Genomic DNA, 14805 nt, shown 5'->3' on the forward strand with positions numbered 1-14805 from the left:
CGGGGCCACCGCACAGGCCGCGAACAGCTGGTTTCCGCGGTAAGTCCACGATTGTCAGTGGCGGATGGGACACTTCCGCGGGTGAGCTCCTACCCGCCCAGCGGCCCTCCCCGGCGAACCGCGCAGCAGACCCCGCAGCCCGCCACGCTGCGGCAGCGGCTCGCCGGCCTGCGGGGCCCCGCCGTGCCGCCCCGCCCGCTCGACGCCCGGGCGCTCGCGGCCCTCGCCGCCAACCCCGGCTGCGGCAGACGCGCCCTGCTCGACGGCGCGGGCGTGGACAAGACCGTGCTCGCCTCGGCCCTCGGCTCGCCCGCCCCGTTCGGGCAGTCGCAGTTCGCGATCGTCCGCGGGAACTCCTTCGAGGCCAAGGTCAAGGGGGACGGCGGCGCCGAACTGCTCCGCCTGGTCCACGAGCACCTGGGCTCCGCGACCGCCCCGCCCGGGCCGGGCGCCCGCGTCCCCGACCTCACCGCCGCCGGACCCGAGGGCCGGGCCGCCCGCACCGCGCTCGCCCTGCGCGAGGCCACCGCCGCCGGACGGACCGAGGGGGCCTGGTCCCTGCTCGACCACCCGATGCTGGCCCTGGAGGTGGCGGGCACCCCCGCCTACCTGGAGCCGGACGCCGTCGTGGTGCATCCCGACGGCCGCTGGACCGTCGTGGAGATCAAGTCCTTCCCGATGATCGACGGCGCCGCCGACCCCGCGAAGGTGGGCGCCGCCGCCCGCCAGGCCGCCGTCTACGTCCTGGCCCTGGAGAACACCGCCGAGAAGCTGGACGGAGCCGAGGTCGGGCACGCGGTGCTGCTGGTCTGCCCCAAGGACTTCTCCAACCTGCCCACCGCCGCGCCCGTCGACATCCGCCGCGAGCGCGCCGTGACCCGGCGACAGCTGGACCGTCTGACCCGCGTCGAGGAGCTCGCCGCGGCGCTGCCCGAGGGGCTCAGCTTCGACCCCTCCCGGTCCGCCGAGGAGCTCACCGAAGCCGTCGCCGCGGTCGATGCCGCCTACGCCCCCGAGTGCCTGGCCGCCTGCGAGCTGGCCTTCCACTGCCGGGACGGGGCCCGCACCGCCGGCCAGGTGACCGCGCTGGGCCGGTCCGTACGGGGCGAGCTGGGCGCGCTGACCACCGTCGAGGAGGCCCTCGCGGCGGCCACCGGGGCCGGCTGCGCCGGGGATCCGACCGCCGCCGCACTGCACCGCGCGGCCCGGCTGCGCGCCGAGGCGCTGGAGCTCGCCGCCGCCCGTCCGCCGCACCACGTCCCGGAGACCCCCGAATGCCCCTGCTGAGCACCCTGGCCCGGCTGGAGGCCGTCCGCGCGGGCCGCGCCCAGCCGCTCGCGACCGTGCGCCACCGCCACCTGAGCGAGAACCCGATGGTCTTCGTGCCGCTCACCACGGCCGGTGAGACGGGGGCTCCGCTCGGCGCGCTGGTCGGGACCGACCGGAACGAGCCGCGGGTCTTCGTCATACCCCAGCCGCGCGACCGGGACCTGCGCTGGGCGTTCCTCGCGGACCTGGCGGTCCACGTCCTGGCCCACATCGACGCGTACGCGGACGACGTGGAGCCGGCCGAGCGCAGCGAGACCGACCCGGAGACGGGCAAGAGGGTCAAGGTCGAGGCCGAGCTGTGCCGGGACGCGCCGCAGCTGATCGTGCCGAGCCGGGCGGGCATCGAGTACGTGCGCCTGCTGGGCCGGTCGATGCGGTTCCGGCGCACCGCCGAGGAGGATCCGGACAATCCGTATCCGGCGCCCTCGCGCGTGCCGATGCTCGGCCGCTGGTTCACCCACCTCGCCGAGCGCTCGCGGGTGCCCGGGTCCTCGATGCTGCTGTCGGCGACGGACCTGCTGTCCCGGCACTGGGCGACCGGCCAGAGCAACCTGGAGGACCAGCACCTCGGGGCGCTGCTGGGCTGGATCGACCCGCCGCAGGGCCGGTCGGGCGCCGAGGCGGCGCTCCAGGCTGAACTGGGCCGCGACAAGGACGGCCAGCTGCTGTGCCCGCCGGCCGGTCCGGCGACCGACCCGGCCTTCGACAACAAGCTGCTGGCCCCGGCGATCGCCCGCTACGACGCGGCGCGCGCGGCCCTGGCGGCCCGGCCCGGGGCCGACGACCGTGAGGTGCGGATGGCCGAACGGGCCGTGCGCCAACTGGTCGTGCCCCAGATGTCGAACACCTGGTGGACGACGTGGGAGGCGATCGACCTGCTGCGCGGCCTGCCGCCGGGCGAGCGCGCCGAGGAGCGCTGGACCCGCGACCGCTGGTCGTACACCGGCCACCGGGACCGCGTACGGGCGGGCGAGCCCCCGCAGCCGCGCCGCGACGATGCGGTGACGGCGGCTCAGAAGCTGGCCACCCGGGAGACCGAGCAGGTGCGGCTCGACGCCCAGGAGGCTCTGGACGACCCCCTGGTGATGGCGGGCCGGCGGCTCGCGGGCGAGGCCTTCGCCGGTGAGGTCACCGAGGTGGTCATGGAGTGGACGGACTCCAAACGGCCCAGCCCCCGCCCGCTGGTGACGGTGGCGACGGAGGACCGGCCGCAGCTGGCCGAGGACGGCGCCGCGAAGGTGTTCCGCTCGCTGGACGGTCGCCCGCAGTCGGCGCGGTTCGTACGCTTCGAGGAGGACGGCGGCATCGTGCTGCGGCTGCTGGACAAGATGGGCCGCGGCCGCGATCCGGAGCCCGGTTCGGTGCCGGAGAAGGGCGACCGGGTGTGCTGGACGCTCTTCGAGCACGACGCGCGCGGCGGCCCGAAGCTCCCCGATCCCGAGAACACCCCGTGGACGCACGGCGGCCCGCCCGGGCACCTGAGCGCCGTCCCCCTCCCCGACACCGTGACCGACGAGGACGTGCTGTGACTGCGACCGCCTCCTTCGATCCGGCCCTGGCCGCCTCGCGGGCGACCGCCGCGATCCTCCACGACACGCTGCACGGGACCGAGCGCGGCGTGGTCGTCGACTCCCCGCCCGGAGCCGGCAAGTCCACGCTCGTCGTCCGGGCCGCCCGCGAGCTGGCCGCGGCCGGGCGCCGGCTGATGGTGGTCGCGCAGACCAACGCCCAGGTCGACGACCTGGTGCTGCGCCTCGCCGCCAAGGACCCGGAGCTGCGGGTGGGCCGGCTGCACAGCAGCGACGGGGAGGCGTACGACCCGGCGCTGCGCGAGCTGCCCTCGGTCACCCTCTCGGCCAAGCCGGGGGACCTCGCGGAGCTGCCGATCACGATCTCCACGGCGGCGAAGTGGGCCTTCGTCAAGGACGTCGAGCCCTGGGAGCACGCCATCGTCGACGAGGCGTACCAGATGCGCTCCGACGCGCTGCTGGCCGTCGCGGGGCTGTTCGACCGGGCCCTGTTCGTGGGCGACCCGGGCCAGCTGGACCCCTTCAGCGTGGTCGGCGCGGAGCAGTGGGCGGGCCTGTCCTACGACCCCTCCGCCTCGGCGGTCTCCACCCTGCTCGCGCACAACCCGCAGCTGCCGCAGCACCGGCTGCCGGTGTCCTGGCGGCTCCCGGCGACGGCCGCGCCGCTGGTCTCCCGCGCCTTCTACCCGTACACGCAGTTCCGCAGCGGTACGGGGCCGGGCGACCGGCGGCTGTCGTACGGGGTCCCCTCGGACGGGTCGGGCCCCGACCGGGTCCTGGACGAGGCCGCCGAATCGGGCTGGGGCCTGCTGGAGCTGCCCGCGCGGCACACCCCGCGCACCGACCCGGAGGCGGTGCGGGCGGTGGCCCTCGTCGTCCGCCGCGCCCTGGACCGCGGGGCGGTGACCTCGGACGAGCAGTCCCCGGGGCCGGCCCCGATGACGGCCGACCGGATCGCGGTCGGCACAGCGCACCGCGACCAGGCGGCCGCGGTCCGTGCGGCGCTGGTCTCGCTCGGGGTCTCGGGGGTCACGGTGGACACCGCGAACCGGCTCCAGGGCCGCGAGTACGACCTGACGGTGGTGCTCCACCCGCTGTCGGGCCGCCCGGACGCGACGGCCTTCCACCTGGAGACGGGCCGCCTGTGCGTCCTGGCCTCCCGGCACCGGCACGCCTGCGTGGTGGTGGCCCGGGCGGGCATAGCGGAACTCCTGGACGACCATCCCGCGACGGAACCGGTCCAGCTGGGCGTGACGGTGAAGTTCCCGGACGGCTGGGAGGCGAACCACTCGGTCCTGGCCCACCTCGCCGAGCACCGGGTGGCCTGGCGGCCCTGAGGGGCCCGGGCCGGGCGGACACCTGCTCGACTCCCCCGTCGCGGAGGCACCGGCCGCCTCCTGCGCCCCACGGCCCGTACAGGCGTTCCAGCTCGTGGCGGTGCACCCGTGTGCGCCCTTGCGTGGCGTTGGACAATGGACGGTGGCCCGGAAGCATTTCGCACGCGCAGCAGGAGGACAGGCATGGCAGAACCCGAGCGGACCGAGCGGAGGCTGCGGCCCGCGCCGCTGCTCTTCGAGCCCTCGGAGGCCGTCACGGACCCGGAGCACTTCTTCGACCTGGAGTCCATCGACGACCCGCGCGAACTCCTGGCCCGGGCCACCGAGCTGACGCTCGCCTTCCGGGCGGCGCAGGACCGGGCGGTGGAGTTCCAGGCCCTTGCCGCGGCCCAGCTGGCGGACCCCCGCCGCTTCGACCGCCTCTCGCCCGCGGCGATTGCCGCCAGCGCGGACTGGACCGAGGACTACGCGCGCAAGATGATCGAGTTCGGCGAAACCCTCCAGAGCGGCGCGGGCCCGGCGTAGCGCTCGGCTGAGCTGCGCCCGCTACCGGGGGCTCCGCCCCAGACCCCGCTCCTCAAACGCCGGAGCGGGCTGGATTTGCCCGGTGGGACCGGATCCAGCGCCTCCGGCGTTTGTCATATGCGGGGCGCAACATACCCCACCACCCCCGACCCCGTCCCGGTTTTCGGTAACTCCCGGAAGCCGGAAGGTTACGGCCGGTAGATCTTTGCGTATGACGACGCTGACGACGGCCCCCGGTTGCCCCGCCCTCGACACCCGTACCGCGCCCGCCACCCACGTCACCCCGCAGGGCGCCGCCTGGCTCTCCTCCGCCTCGGCCCGGCCGCGGAGCACGCTCGCGATCTGGGAGACCCGTCCCACCTCGCCCGCCGTGCTGCCCTGCGGGACCGTCTTCGACGTCGTCAACGTCCCCCTCGTCCTCGGCCGCCGCGTCCTGGACCTGCTCTGGGCCGAGGGCCCCGGCTCCGGACCGGTCGCCGTGCACCGCGGCCGGATGCTGCTGTTCACCGCCCCCGGCACCGCCCACCGGCTGCCCGCCCTGCTGAAGTGGGAGGAGTGGGGAGGTGCCCGTACGGCCCCGGTGCCGCTGTGCCACGGGGCCGGCGACGCCGTCACCGTGCCGCCGCTGGCCGGCACGCCCGGCGCCTCGCGCTGGCTCGTGGCTCCCGACACGCGCAGGCCGTGGCTCCCGGGGCCCGAGGCGCTGCTCTGGGCCTTCGTCCGGGCGGCCCGTACGACGGCGAGCACTGGACCTGCGGATATCGATTTTTCGTTCCGCGGGTCGGCCTGCTAATGTCTACGACGTCAGCAGGCGCCGCTAGCTCAGTTGGTTAGAGCAGCTGACTCTTAATCAGCGGGTCCGGGGTTCGAGTCCCTGGCGGCGCACAGACGGAAGAAGGCCTCCACGCGAGTGGGGGCCTTCTTCGTGTTCCCGGCCGACCGGCCATCCCGCTGTCCTGCCATCCCGCTGGCCTGCCGTCCCGCCGACCGCGCTACGTCGTGATCTTCACCGTGTACGCGCCCGACTGGGTCCGGTCCGCGACCTCGATCCTGATCCGCTCGCCCGGCACCGTGTACGCCTCCCCCACCTCCAGCGGCGCGTCCGCCAGCGGCGGGTACACCGAGCGGTCCCAGCAGGCCTCCGTCTCCGGATGCCCGTCCAGCACCTCGATGGGGCCGCCGCCCGACGCGGCCTCGTTGCGCACCCGGTAGATCAGGACCCCTTCGGTGCAGGTGTCCCCGTCGTTGCCGGCGGAGCCCCGCGCCTCGATGGCGATCGCACTGCCGGGCCCGGTACGGACCACCGCGAGCCGGGTCCCGCCGGTGCCGCCCTGCGGCGGGGCCTGCGCGAGCGGCTGGAGGGTGTGCAGCGAGGAACCCGACTGCACGCAGTCCACCTGGGAGGAGTCCAGCCAGCCCAGCTTCCACTTGTGCCAGGCGAAGAGGTCCGGGGCCATCCCGAACTGGCTGCCCATGACGTCCCAGTCCCCGACGTACGTGTCCCAGTCGCCCTTGCCGTCCGTCGGCCGGTGGTAGAGGTCGGGCAGGTCGAAGACGTGCCCGGTCTCGTGGGCGAGGACGTTGCGGTCCGGCGGGTGCTGCTCGAAGACGGTGACGATCCGCCGCAGGTCGGCGCCGTCCGCGACGATCGGGCGGTCGAAGTTCACCACCTTCGTGGCGTCGGAGTCCACGCCGGGCGCGTCTGGGTCGGCGACGAAGTACACGACGTCGTACTTGCTGAAGTCCACCTCGGCGTCGGCGGTGGCGACCGCGTCGCGCAGGTAGGCGGCCCGGTCCTCCGGGGCCCAGTCACGCTGTATCCCGTAGGCGGCCGAGGGCTTGGGCATCCGGATCCACTGCTTCTGCGGGTGCGGGACCAGGCGGAAGCGCCCGTACGAGGCCCGCTCGAAGTAGTCGCTGGTGGCGGGGAAGTAGTCGGCGGCCAGTTCGTCGGTGGTGAGGGCGGTCCGGTGGTCGGGGAAGGAGAGGAAGACCATCACCGCGTCGAGGGTGCGTTCGGGCCGGGGGTAGGCGCCGTTCCAGGTGTCCAGGCCCAGGGAGTGGTGCGCCGTCGTACGGGTCAGCGCGCAGGGCCCGGCCCCGGAATCGGCCACGGCGGGACCCGCGACCAGTGACATGGCGGCGAGCGCCGTAAGGGAAGTGAGCGCCGCAGCCGTACTTCGCATGCGGGAGCAGTCCACTCCCCCGGGTGTCTCCTGTCGCGGCACATCGACCTCCGGTGGTGGATTCGTACCCTCTCGTCCACCTTGAGGCGATTGTCTTACCAGTGCCCTGTTCCGCTGCCCCACACGAGTGAGCAATAGGGCAAGCCGGTGACCCTCCAACTTCACGCGTCTGCCTACAGAACGTCACGACCGATCACGCGAGATCAGCAGAGGTCTCCGCATGCTCAGAGGCGCGCAGAAACGATCGCCCCGCGTCATGCGGACCCTGCGTCAGCACCGCGTCACCCTGACGTCAAACTCGTCAAAGGACCGTGCTCCGACCGGCGACGCGGCTGGATAGGGCCTCCCGGCAGCCTCTATGATCGGCACACTTTCCTGCACGGACACTCACGAACACTGCGGGAGCCAACGGTGAGCGGAACCTCAGAGGGAACCGGTTCGGCGGCCGACAGCATCCGATCGGCCATTACGCAGCGTCACCCAGTAGTGCCTGCAGCGCCGTCGGCGTCGGGCACCCCGGCGCCGCTGTCCCCCGCCGGGGCCGCGCGGGGCGACTACCGGGCCGCGTTCAACGCGGCCCACCTCGCCATGGCCGTGATCGACCGGGACGGCTACGTCGTCGCCGCCAACACGGCCCTCGCCGGCCTGCTGGGGACCGAGCCGCACGCGCTCGCCCACCAGTGCGCCGCCGACCTGGTGGACCTGGCCTCGGAGGCCCGTACCTGGGCCGCGTACCAGGAGGTGCTGCGCGGCCGGCAGGCCCGGCTGCGCTGCACGCGCCGCCTCAAGCACCCCGACGGGCACTCGTTGTGGACCGAGGTCACCCTCGGGCCCGTGCCCGGCACCGGGGACGTCCTGCTGTCCGTCGCCGACATCAGCGACCGGCGCGACCTCCAGGCCCGGCTGCGGCACCTCCAGATGCACGACCCGGTGACCCGGCTGCCCAACCGGGCGCTGTTCTTCGAGCGGCTCTCCGCCGCCCTGGAGGCCTCCGCGTACGAACAGCACGGCGGCGGTACCGGCCGGATCGGGCTCTGCTACCTGGACCTCGACGGGTTCAAGGCGGTCAACGACACCCTCGGCCACCGGGTCGGGGACCGGCTGCTGGCCGCCGTCGCCGCCCGGCTGACCCAGTGCGCCGACCAGTCCGGCTACGGGCGCACGGGCGGGCACCTGGTGGCCCGGCTCGGCGGCGACGAGTTCGCCCTGCTCGTGGAGGACTCCACCGGCACCGAGGAGCTGGCGGAACTGGCGCGGAGCGTACTGGCCGCCGTACAGGAGCCGTTCGACCTGGCCGGGCAACGGCTGTCGGTCTCCGCGTCGATCGGCGTCGTGGAGCGGGCTGCGGCCGGGACCTCGGCGACCGGGCTGATGCAGGCCGCCGACACCACCCTGTACTGGGCCAAGGCGGACGGGAAGGCCCGCTGGACCCTCTTCGACCCGGAGCGCAACGCGCACCGGATGACCCGGCAGGCGCTCTCCTCGACCTTGCGCCCCGCCGTGGAGCAGGGGGAGTTCGAGCTGGAGTACCAACCACTGGTGGACCTGGAGAGCGGGGTGGTGCGCGGAGTGGAGGCCCTGGTCCGCTGGAAACACCCCCAGTTCGGCACACTTACGCCGAATCGGTTCATCGGGATCGCCGAAGAGGACGGTTCCATCGTCCAGTTGGGGCAGTGGGTCCTGCGGACCGCGTGCCGGCAGGCGCGGCGCTGGCAGATCGAACAGCCCAGCGACTCCCCGGTCTTCGTGTCCGTCAACGTCGCGGTTCGGCAGGTGTGGGACTCGGACCTGGTGGGCGACGTCGCGGAGATCCTCGCCGAGACGGGCCTGGCGCCGCAGCTGTTGCAGCTGGAGCTGACGGAGTCTGCGGTGATGGGCTCGGCGGGCCGGCCGTTGCAGGCCCTCCAGGCCCTCAGCGACATGGGCGTGCGGATCGCCATCGACGACTTCGGCACGGGCTACTCGAACCTGGCCTACCTCAGCCGCCTGCCGGTCTCGGTGCTGAAGCTGGACGGCTCCTTCGTACGGGGCTTCCGCTACGAGGAGGGCACGCACCCGAACCCGGCCGACGAGACCATCGTGGAGGCGCTGGTCCAGCTCGCCCACCGGCTGGGCCTGACGGTCACCGCGGAATGCGTGGAAACGGCGGGCCAGGCAGCCCGGCTGCGGCGCGTCGGCTGCGACACGGGCCAGGGCTGGCTGTACTCCCGCGCGGTGCCGCCGGAACGCATCGCGGAGATGATCGGCTCCCGCCCGGGCATGGGCGACCAGCGCTGACGCCCGCAGCGGCAGCCCCCGCCGGGGGGCTGCCGCTGCGGCATGCGGTCAGAGGCTCCGGACGAAGGCCCCGAACGCCTCCGGCGCCACGGTGAAGGCCGGGCCGTCGGGGCGCTTGGAGTCGCGGACGGCGACGCGGCAGGGCTGGGCGGCCACTTCGACGCACTCGCCGCCGTTGGATCCGCTGTACGAGGACTTCTGCCATGCGGCGCCGCCGAGGGGGGCGCACTCGACGCACTCGCCGCCGGTCCCTCCGCTGTAGCTGGACTTACGCCACAGCGCGCTCGTCAGGTTTTGATTGATCCCCATAACGTTCCTCTCGTACGCGGGCGATCAGCGCCGCCGAGTCCTCCACGGAGAGCGCCGTGGCCTGCAAATGATCGTAGCGATGCGCACAGTCTCTGGCCGTCTCCGGATTCGCCTTCACGTGGGCCGAACCGTAGCTCTCGGCGTAGACGATATCCGGGTCCCCATCGAACCTGAGGACAGTGAACGCCCCGACCGTGGCTGGGTGTGGTCCGGCGTTGAACGGGAGGATCTGGATCCGCACTTCACGCCGGTCTTGGAACTTCAGCAGTTGGTCCAGTTGCTCCCGCATTATCTCGCGGCTACCGAAGGGGCGGTGCAGTACCGCCTCATCCAGAACCACCCAGACAAGCGGCGGGCGCTCTCTGGTCAGGATGCGCTGCCGCTCCAGCCTCGCGGCCACGGCGTCATCGAGCTTCTCCCCCCATCCGGCATGGAGGACGGCCCGGGCGTACTCCTGCGTTTGCAAGAGGCCGTACACCAACTGCGGCTGAAACGAGGAGATGTGCGTCGCCCTGGCCTCCAGCGCCGCGAATGCCTGGAACCACGGGGGCAACTGGCTCCTTAGCACCAGACCGGCCAGGCGGGAGAACACCCCACCGGTATTCAGCGCCGCGTCCACCCGTTCCGAGAAGTCCCGCGTCGGAACCCTTCGGCCGTTCTCGACCATGCCGACCAGGGAGCCGGTGCAGAAGATGATCGCGCCCAGCTGGGCCTGTTTCAGCCCGGCGTCCTCTCTGAGGCGGCGGAGTTCGTAGCCGTAGTAGTCCAGCGGCGAGGCACTGGGATCGATGTCGCGGGCCTGGGCCATGGGACGGTCACCCCCATCAGGAAGCAGGTCGGATGCAGCCTGTGGCCGAGCGTAACGAGTCCGATACGCAGCGGTGTGCGGAATCCGGCAACCATGTGACACACCTCCGCCCCACCCCCGGAGAGGGGGCAGGGCGGAGGCGTCGCTCGGCGCGGGGTGGGGGGAGATCAGCAGGCGCCGAGGTCCTTCCAGACACCCCATTCACCGGTGGTGCCCGGCGTCTCGTTCTGCGTCCACCACTGGGCCTTGTACTTGCGGCCGTTGTGCGAGACCTCGCTGCCGCCGGTGTAGACCGTGCCGGCGACGTACGCCTGGACGGAGCCGCAGCCCGTGGGCGGCGTCGTCGGAGGCGTGGTCGGCGGGGTCGTGGGCGGAGTGGTCGGAGGCGTCGTGGGCGGGGTGGTCGGCGGGACGGTGGTGCCGCCGAGGGCGTCCGAGATCTGGTTCAGCAGCGTGGTGTTGTTGTCCAGGCCGAGGAGCGAGTACATCATCGCGCCGGCCAGGCCGCGCTGCTTGCCGTAGTCGACCCGGGCCTGGATGGACTTCTGGTTGAGGCCGGTGAAGAACTCGCCGTCCTTGTAGAAGTACGAGGACTTCGACTGGTCGTCCCAGAAGGTGGTCGCCGGGTTGTCGACGATCCCGCCGAGCTCCTTGTAGTGCGCGATGCCCGCCTGCTGGCTGAGCGGACGGGCCGCGGAGCCGCCGGTGGCCGTCTGGGCGAGGCCGTTGGTGGTGCCCGCCGGGACGCCCTTCCAGCCGCGGTAGTAGAACTCGTAGCCCAGGGTCAGCTTGTTGGCGGGGAAGCCACCCGTGATGCCGTACGCCGGGTTGCCGTCGATCCAGGAGTCGATGGCGTTATCGATGCTGTACTTCTCGGTGCCCGGCGCGATCGGGTCGGTCGGGTCGGCCGCCGAGGGCTGGAGCGGGGACTGGTGGTACGTGGGCCCGTCGCCGTCCCAGGCGCCGTGCATGTCGTACGTCATGATGTTCGCGTAGTCGAGGTACGCGCCGATCTTGTCCGTCTCGATGTACTTGATCTTGTCCTGGCCGGCCGGGAGGGCCGCGGTCAGCAGGTACTTCTTGCCGCCGTTGGCCGCGCCCTCGGCGTCGAGCTGCTTGCGGAACTCCTGGAGCAGCAGGGTGAAGTTCTGCTTGTCCTCGGGTCCGTAGTGGTTGCCCAGGTGGCCGCCGGAGGAGCCGGGGTACTCCCAGTCGATGTCGATGCCGTCGAAGATGCCCGCCGCGGTCCCGGCGCCGCCGAAGCCGCCCTCCACCGGGAGGTCGCCCTTGATGTACTGCTTGATGCAGGAGGCGACGAACTTCTTGCGGGAGGCGTCGGTCTTGGCCGCGTCGTGGAAGTACTTGGAGTAGGTCCAGCCGCCCAGGGAGATGTTGATCTTCAGGTGGGGGTACTTGGCCTTCAGTTCCTTGAACTGGTTGAAGACGCCCACGATCGGCTGGTCCCACTTGTCGGCGACGCCGTCGACGCTGTCCGCCGCACTGAAGGACTTCTGGTAGTCGGCGTACGAGTCGCCCGCGCCGTCACCGGCGTTGGGGTTGTTGTCGTCGCCCGCCGCCTTGTTCGCCTCGAAACAGGTGAGCTCGGTGGGGTGGATGTTGCCGAACGAGTAATTGAGGACGTCCAGCTTGCCCGCTATGCCGCGGGTGTCGAGGTGCTTGGGGTAGAAGGCGTTCCCGTACACGCTCCACTGGTCGTAGTAGGCGATCCGGACGCCGCCGGCCGCGGCGGTGACACCGGCGTCGGCGGCCTGGGCGGTGCCGAGCCCCGCGAAGGAGGCAAGCGCTCCGGCTGCCAGCGCGGCCGTGGCGGCGGCTGCGATGAGGGGTTTACGGATGTGCATGAACTGCCTCCGGGCGGTGGGAGGGGAGAGCAAGAGGTTCAGGTGTGAGAAGTGATAGCGATCACCACTCCCCCGAGTCAATGGTTTGGACCAAAGAAGGACTAGACCACTCGCGGGGTAAATCACCTCGTCAGAGACCTGAGCGCACATCAGAAACCGCTCGCCACCCAGGGTGACGAGCGGTTTAAGGCTGCCTTGAGCCACACTCCCGCAAGGTTTCGGCAACAAACCAGCCGAACCCCGTTATCCGGCCGTCAAGGCGCCGCGGGGGCCTCCACCGGCATGCCGTACGCATCTGCGACGAGCCCGTACGAGCGCAACCGGGCCTCGCCGCTGTGGGCGTTGGCGGTCAGCATCAGCTCGTCGGCGCCCGTCCGCTTGGCGAGGTCGTCCAGTCCGGCGCGGACCGCGTCCGGGGTGCCGTGGACGATGTTGTGGAGCCAGCCGTCCACGAACTCCCGCTCCGCCGGGGAGAACGGGTACGCCGCCGCCTCCTCGGGCGTCGGCACCAGCCCGGGCCGCCCGGTGCGCAGCCGCAGCATGGACAGGGCGCCCGTGAGCACCTGGGCCCGCGCCTCGGCCTCGCTGTCGGCGGCGAGCGCCGAGACCCCGATGACGGCGTACGGGGCGTCCAGGACGGCCGAGGGCCGGAAGGTCTGCCGGTACAGGTCGAGAGCGGGCAGGGTTCCGGCGGCGGAGAAGTGGTGGGCGTAGGCGAAGGGCAGGCCGAGCTCGCCGGCGAGGCGGGCGCTGAAGCCGGAGGATCCGAGCAGCCACACGGGCGGCCGCGCGGCGGGCCCCTGCACCGGGCCCGGTACGGCGTGGACCCGGGCGTACGGGTGCCCGTCGGGGAAGTCGTCGTCGAGGAAGCGGGTGAGCTCCTTCAGCTGCCGGGGGAACTCGTCCGCGGCCTCGTCCAGCCGCCCGGGCCCGCGCAGCGCGGCGGCGGTGCGGCCGTCGGTCCCCGGGGCCCGGCCGAGCCCGAGGTCGATCCGCCCGGGGGCGAGCGCCTCCAGGGTGCCGAACTGCTCCGCGATGGCGAGCGGGGCGTGGTTGGGCAGCATGACCCCGCCCGAACCGAGCCGGATCCGGGAGGTGTGCGCGGCGAGGTGGGCGAGGATCACGGCCGGGGAGGAGCTGGCGACCCCGGGCATGGAGTGGTGCTCGGCCACCCAGTGACGGTGGTAGCCGCGGGACTCGGCGAGCCGGGCGATGGCCACGCTGGTGCGCAGGGAGTCGTGGGCGGTGCTGCCGGCGCCCACGGTGACGAGGTCCAGGACCGAGAGCGGGACGGGCGCCCGGCCCCGGGCGGTGGCGCGGATGCCACCCCGGCTCTGCTGTGGCTGCGCGTCCCCGGTGTCACTCATCGTCGCTCCCGTTTCGTTTCCGCGTTCGTACGACATCCGTACGAAGAACTCGAACCGTGGGCGAGCGCCGGGCATTCCCGGCACTCCGGGACGGTGAGCGTGACCTTGGCATATGCCACTGGAGTAGATCCAGGCCGAGGGACATGATTGAGCCATCAATCTCCTCAACAGGCGCTCCACATGGGCCTCTTGATGGCTATCGTGGTAGGGCAAGCGGTAACAACCTGGTAGGGGGAAACCGTGGCGCTGAAGCCCGAGCCGACCGCGCCGTTCCACTCGGTGCAGTACGCACTACGCGTACTCGAAACGATCGCGCGGCACACCGGTGGTGTGACCGATGCGCAGATCGCGCGTGAGACCGGCCTGCCCGCAGTCCATCTCGCCCCGATGCTGCTCATGCTGCGCCGGGAGGGGTACGTACTGCAGGTCTCCGACGGCGCCTATGCCATAGGGGATTCCCTCGTGCTGCTCGGCTCCGGCATCGACCGGCAGCAGGCCCTGACCGACAAGCTCCAGGAGACCCTGGACCGGCTCCGCGACTCGGTCGGCGCGGCCGTCTACATCAGCAGGTACGTGGACGGTGAGGTCAGGATCACACAGTTCGCGGACAGTCCCCGCACCCCGAAGGTGCACGAGTGGGTCGACTTCCGCTCGGCGGCGCACGCCAGCGCGGTCGGCAAGTGCCTGCTGACCCAGCTGGACCTGAACGGGCGGCGCGACCACCTCTCCCGCCACAAGATCGCCCGGCTCACGTCGAAGACGATCGTGAACGAGCGGATCCTGTTCTCCAAGCTGGACGCCCAGCCGGCCACGGTGCCCGTGCTGGACCTGCAGGAGTACGCCGTGGGCACGGTCTGCGCGGCCGTCCCGATCACGGCGGGCGCGGCGGTGGGCTGCCTGGCCCTGTCGATGCCGGTCGAGCACGCGCACCGGCTGCGGGCCGCGGCGGACGCGCTGAACCGCAAGGCCGCGCCGCTGCTGCTGTCGCTCACGCTCTGAGGCGGGCGCCGCCCCGCGTGGGCGGACGGCCCGGAAAACACTTCGGGCGGTTCCCGGTGAACCGGAAACCGCCCGAAGGACAGGTGCGCCGCCAGGGACTCGAACCCCGGACCCGCTGATTAAGAGTCAGCTGCTCTAACCAACTGAGCTAGCGGCGCCTGCTGACAGAGAAAATACTACCTGCTCCTCAGGGGTGCTCAAAACCAATACCCGGGGCTCAGCCCCGCCGGCGTTTGAGGCGCGGGGGTCCGGGGGCAGAGCCCCCGGCAGCGGCGCC

Annotated in this window: 11 protein-coding genes, 2 tRNA genes and 1 pseudogene; 8 read left to right on the plus strand and 6 right to left on the minus strand. The window is 72.3% G+C overall.

All coding sequences use genetic code 11. From position 1 onward, the window contains the following. The first annotated feature begins 147 nt into the window (after window positions 1-147). The 6 genes and pseudogenes from AB0D94_RS05095 (at window position 148) to AB0D94_RS05120 (ending at window position 5605) form a co-directional block, all read left to right on the plus strand. Window positions 148-1287: a hypothetical protein gene (locus AB0D94_RS05095; protein WP_362045810.1), complete on the plus strand. Its 1140-nt coding sequence runs from the start codon at window positions 148-150 to the stop codon at window positions 1285-1287. Further along, window positions 1275-2858 carry a hypothetical protein gene (locus AB0D94_RS05100; RefSeq protein ID WP_362045632.1) on the plus strand — a complete coding sequence of 528 codons (1584 nt, stop codon included), beginning with the start codon at window positions 1275-1277 and terminating at the stop codon, window positions 2856-2858. The genes AB0D94_RS05095 and AB0D94_RS05100 overlap by 13 nt, the downstream gene beginning before the upstream one ends. Beyond that, on the plus strand, window positions 2855-4195 hold the full coding sequence (locus tag AB0D94_RS05105; protein WP_362045636.1) for an AAA domain-containing protein: 1341 nt from the start codon (window positions 2855-2857) through the stop codon (window positions 4193-4195). Before AB0D94_RS05100 ends, AB0D94_RS05105 begins: the two co-directional genes overlap by 4 nt. Window positions 4196-4378: 183 nt before the next feature. Further along, the gene (locus tag AB0D94_RS05110; protein WP_362045639.1) at window positions 4379-4720 is read left to right on the plus strand and encodes a hypothetical protein; all 342 of its coding nucleotides are present in this window, start codon (window positions 4379-4381) and stop codon (window positions 4718-4720) included. A 211-nt stretch (window positions 4721-4931) separates the two neighbouring features. Further along, window positions 4932-5541 (plus strand): annotated as a pseudogene (locus tag AB0D94_RS05115) (bifunctional DNA primase/polymerase). Then, a tRNA-Lys gene (locus AB0D94_RS05120) sits at window positions 5532-5605 on the plus strand. Before AB0D94_RS05115 ends, AB0D94_RS05120 begins: the two are co-directional and overlap by 10 nt. 107 nt (window positions 5606-5712) lie before the next feature. On the opposite strand, the gene AB0D94_RS05125 is transcribed toward AB0D94_RS05120, so the two are convergent. After that, a complete protein-coding gene (locus AB0D94_RS05125; RefSeq protein WP_362045642.1) occupies window positions 5713-6948 on the minus strand; it encodes a M6 family metalloprotease domain-containing protein in 1236 nt (411 codons plus the stop codon). Window positions 6949-7281: 333 nt separating this feature from the next. Here AB0D94_RS05125 and AB0D94_RS05130 point away from each other — a divergent pair, with 333 nt between their 5' ends. Then, complete coding sequence (locus AB0D94_RS05130; protein ID WP_362045813.1) at window positions 7282-9183, plus strand: EAL domain-containing protein; 1902 nt, start codon at window positions 7282-7284, stop codon at window positions 9181-9183. 48 nt (window positions 9184-9231) lie between these two features. Here the strand turns inward: AB0D94_RS05130 and AB0D94_RS05135 are convergent, their stop codons facing one another. The 4 genes from AB0D94_RS05135 to AB0D94_RS05150 form a co-directional block, all read right to left on the minus strand. Continuing rightward, a complete protein-coding gene (locus AB0D94_RS05135) occupies window positions 9232-9492 on the minus strand; it encodes a DUF397 domain-containing protein (RefSeq protein WP_362045645.1) in 261 nt (86 codons plus the stop codon). Beyond that, window positions 9452-10300, minus strand: a complete 849-nt coding sequence (locus AB0D94_RS05140; protein WP_362045648.1) for a helix-turn-helix transcriptional regulator — start codon at window positions 10298-10300, stop codon at window positions 9452-9454. Before AB0D94_RS05140 ends, AB0D94_RS05135 begins: the two co-directional genes overlap by 41 nt. 167 nt (window positions 10301-10467) lie before the next feature. Further along, window positions 10468-12162 (minus strand): glycosyl hydrolase family 18 protein, encoded by a 1695-nt coding sequence (locus tag AB0D94_RS05145; RefSeq protein WP_362045651.1) that lies wholly within the window; start codon window positions 12160-12162, stop codon window positions 10468-10470. A gap of 254 nt (window positions 12163-12416) precedes the next feature. Next, window positions 12417-13529 (minus strand): LLM class flavin-dependent oxidoreductase, encoded by a 1113-nt coding sequence (locus AB0D94_RS05150; protein WP_362045654.1) that lies wholly within the window; start codon window positions 13527-13529, stop codon window positions 12417-12419. A gap of 240 nt (window positions 13530-13769) precedes the next feature. On the opposite strand from AB0D94_RS05150, the gene AB0D94_RS05155 reads away from it, so the two are divergent. Further along, on the plus strand, window positions 13770-14528 hold the full coding sequence (locus tag AB0D94_RS05155) for an IclR family transcriptional regulator C-terminal domain-containing protein (protein WP_362045657.1): 759 nt from the start codon (window positions 13770-13772) through the stop codon (window positions 14526-14528). Window positions 14529-14612: 84 nt separating this feature from the next. On the opposite strand, the gene AB0D94_RS05160 is transcribed toward AB0D94_RS05155, so the two are convergent. Then, window positions 14613-14686, minus strand: a tRNA-Lys gene (locus AB0D94_RS05160). Window positions 14687-14805: the final 119 nt, after the last annotated feature.

The sequence above is a fragment of the Streptomyces sp. NPDC048255 genome, assembly GCF_040652415.1.
GTDB lineage: Bacteria > Actinomycetota > Actinomycetes > Streptomycetales > Streptomycetaceae > Streptomyces.

Bases quoted from the DNA above. Each gene is read 5' to 3' on its own strand.
- AB0D94_RS05100 (WP_362045632.1), top strand. From the start codon at position 1,275: ATGCCCCTGCTGAGCACCCTGGCCCGGCTGGAGGCCGTCCGCGCGGGC.
- AB0D94_RS05110 (WP_362045639.1), top strand. From the start codon at position 4,379: ATGGCAGAACCCGAGCGGACCGAGCGGAGGCTGCGGCCCGCGCCGCTG.
- AB0D94_RS05135 (WP_362045645.1), bottom strand. From the start codon at position 9,492: ATGGGGATCAATCAAAACCTGACGAGCGCGCTGTGGCGTAAGTCCAGC.
- AB0D94_RS05140 (WP_362045648.1), bottom strand. From the start codon at position 10,300: ATGGCCCAGGCCCGCGACATCGATCCCAGTGCCTCGCCGCTGGACTAC.
- AB0D94_RS05145 (WP_362045651.1), bottom strand. From the start codon at position 12,162: ATGCACATCCGTAAACCCCTCATCGCAGCCGCCGCCACGGCCGCGCTG.
- AB0D94_RS05150 (WP_362045654.1), bottom strand. From the start codon at position 13,529: ATGAGTGACACCGGGGACGCGCAGCCACAGCAGAGCCGGGGTGGCATC.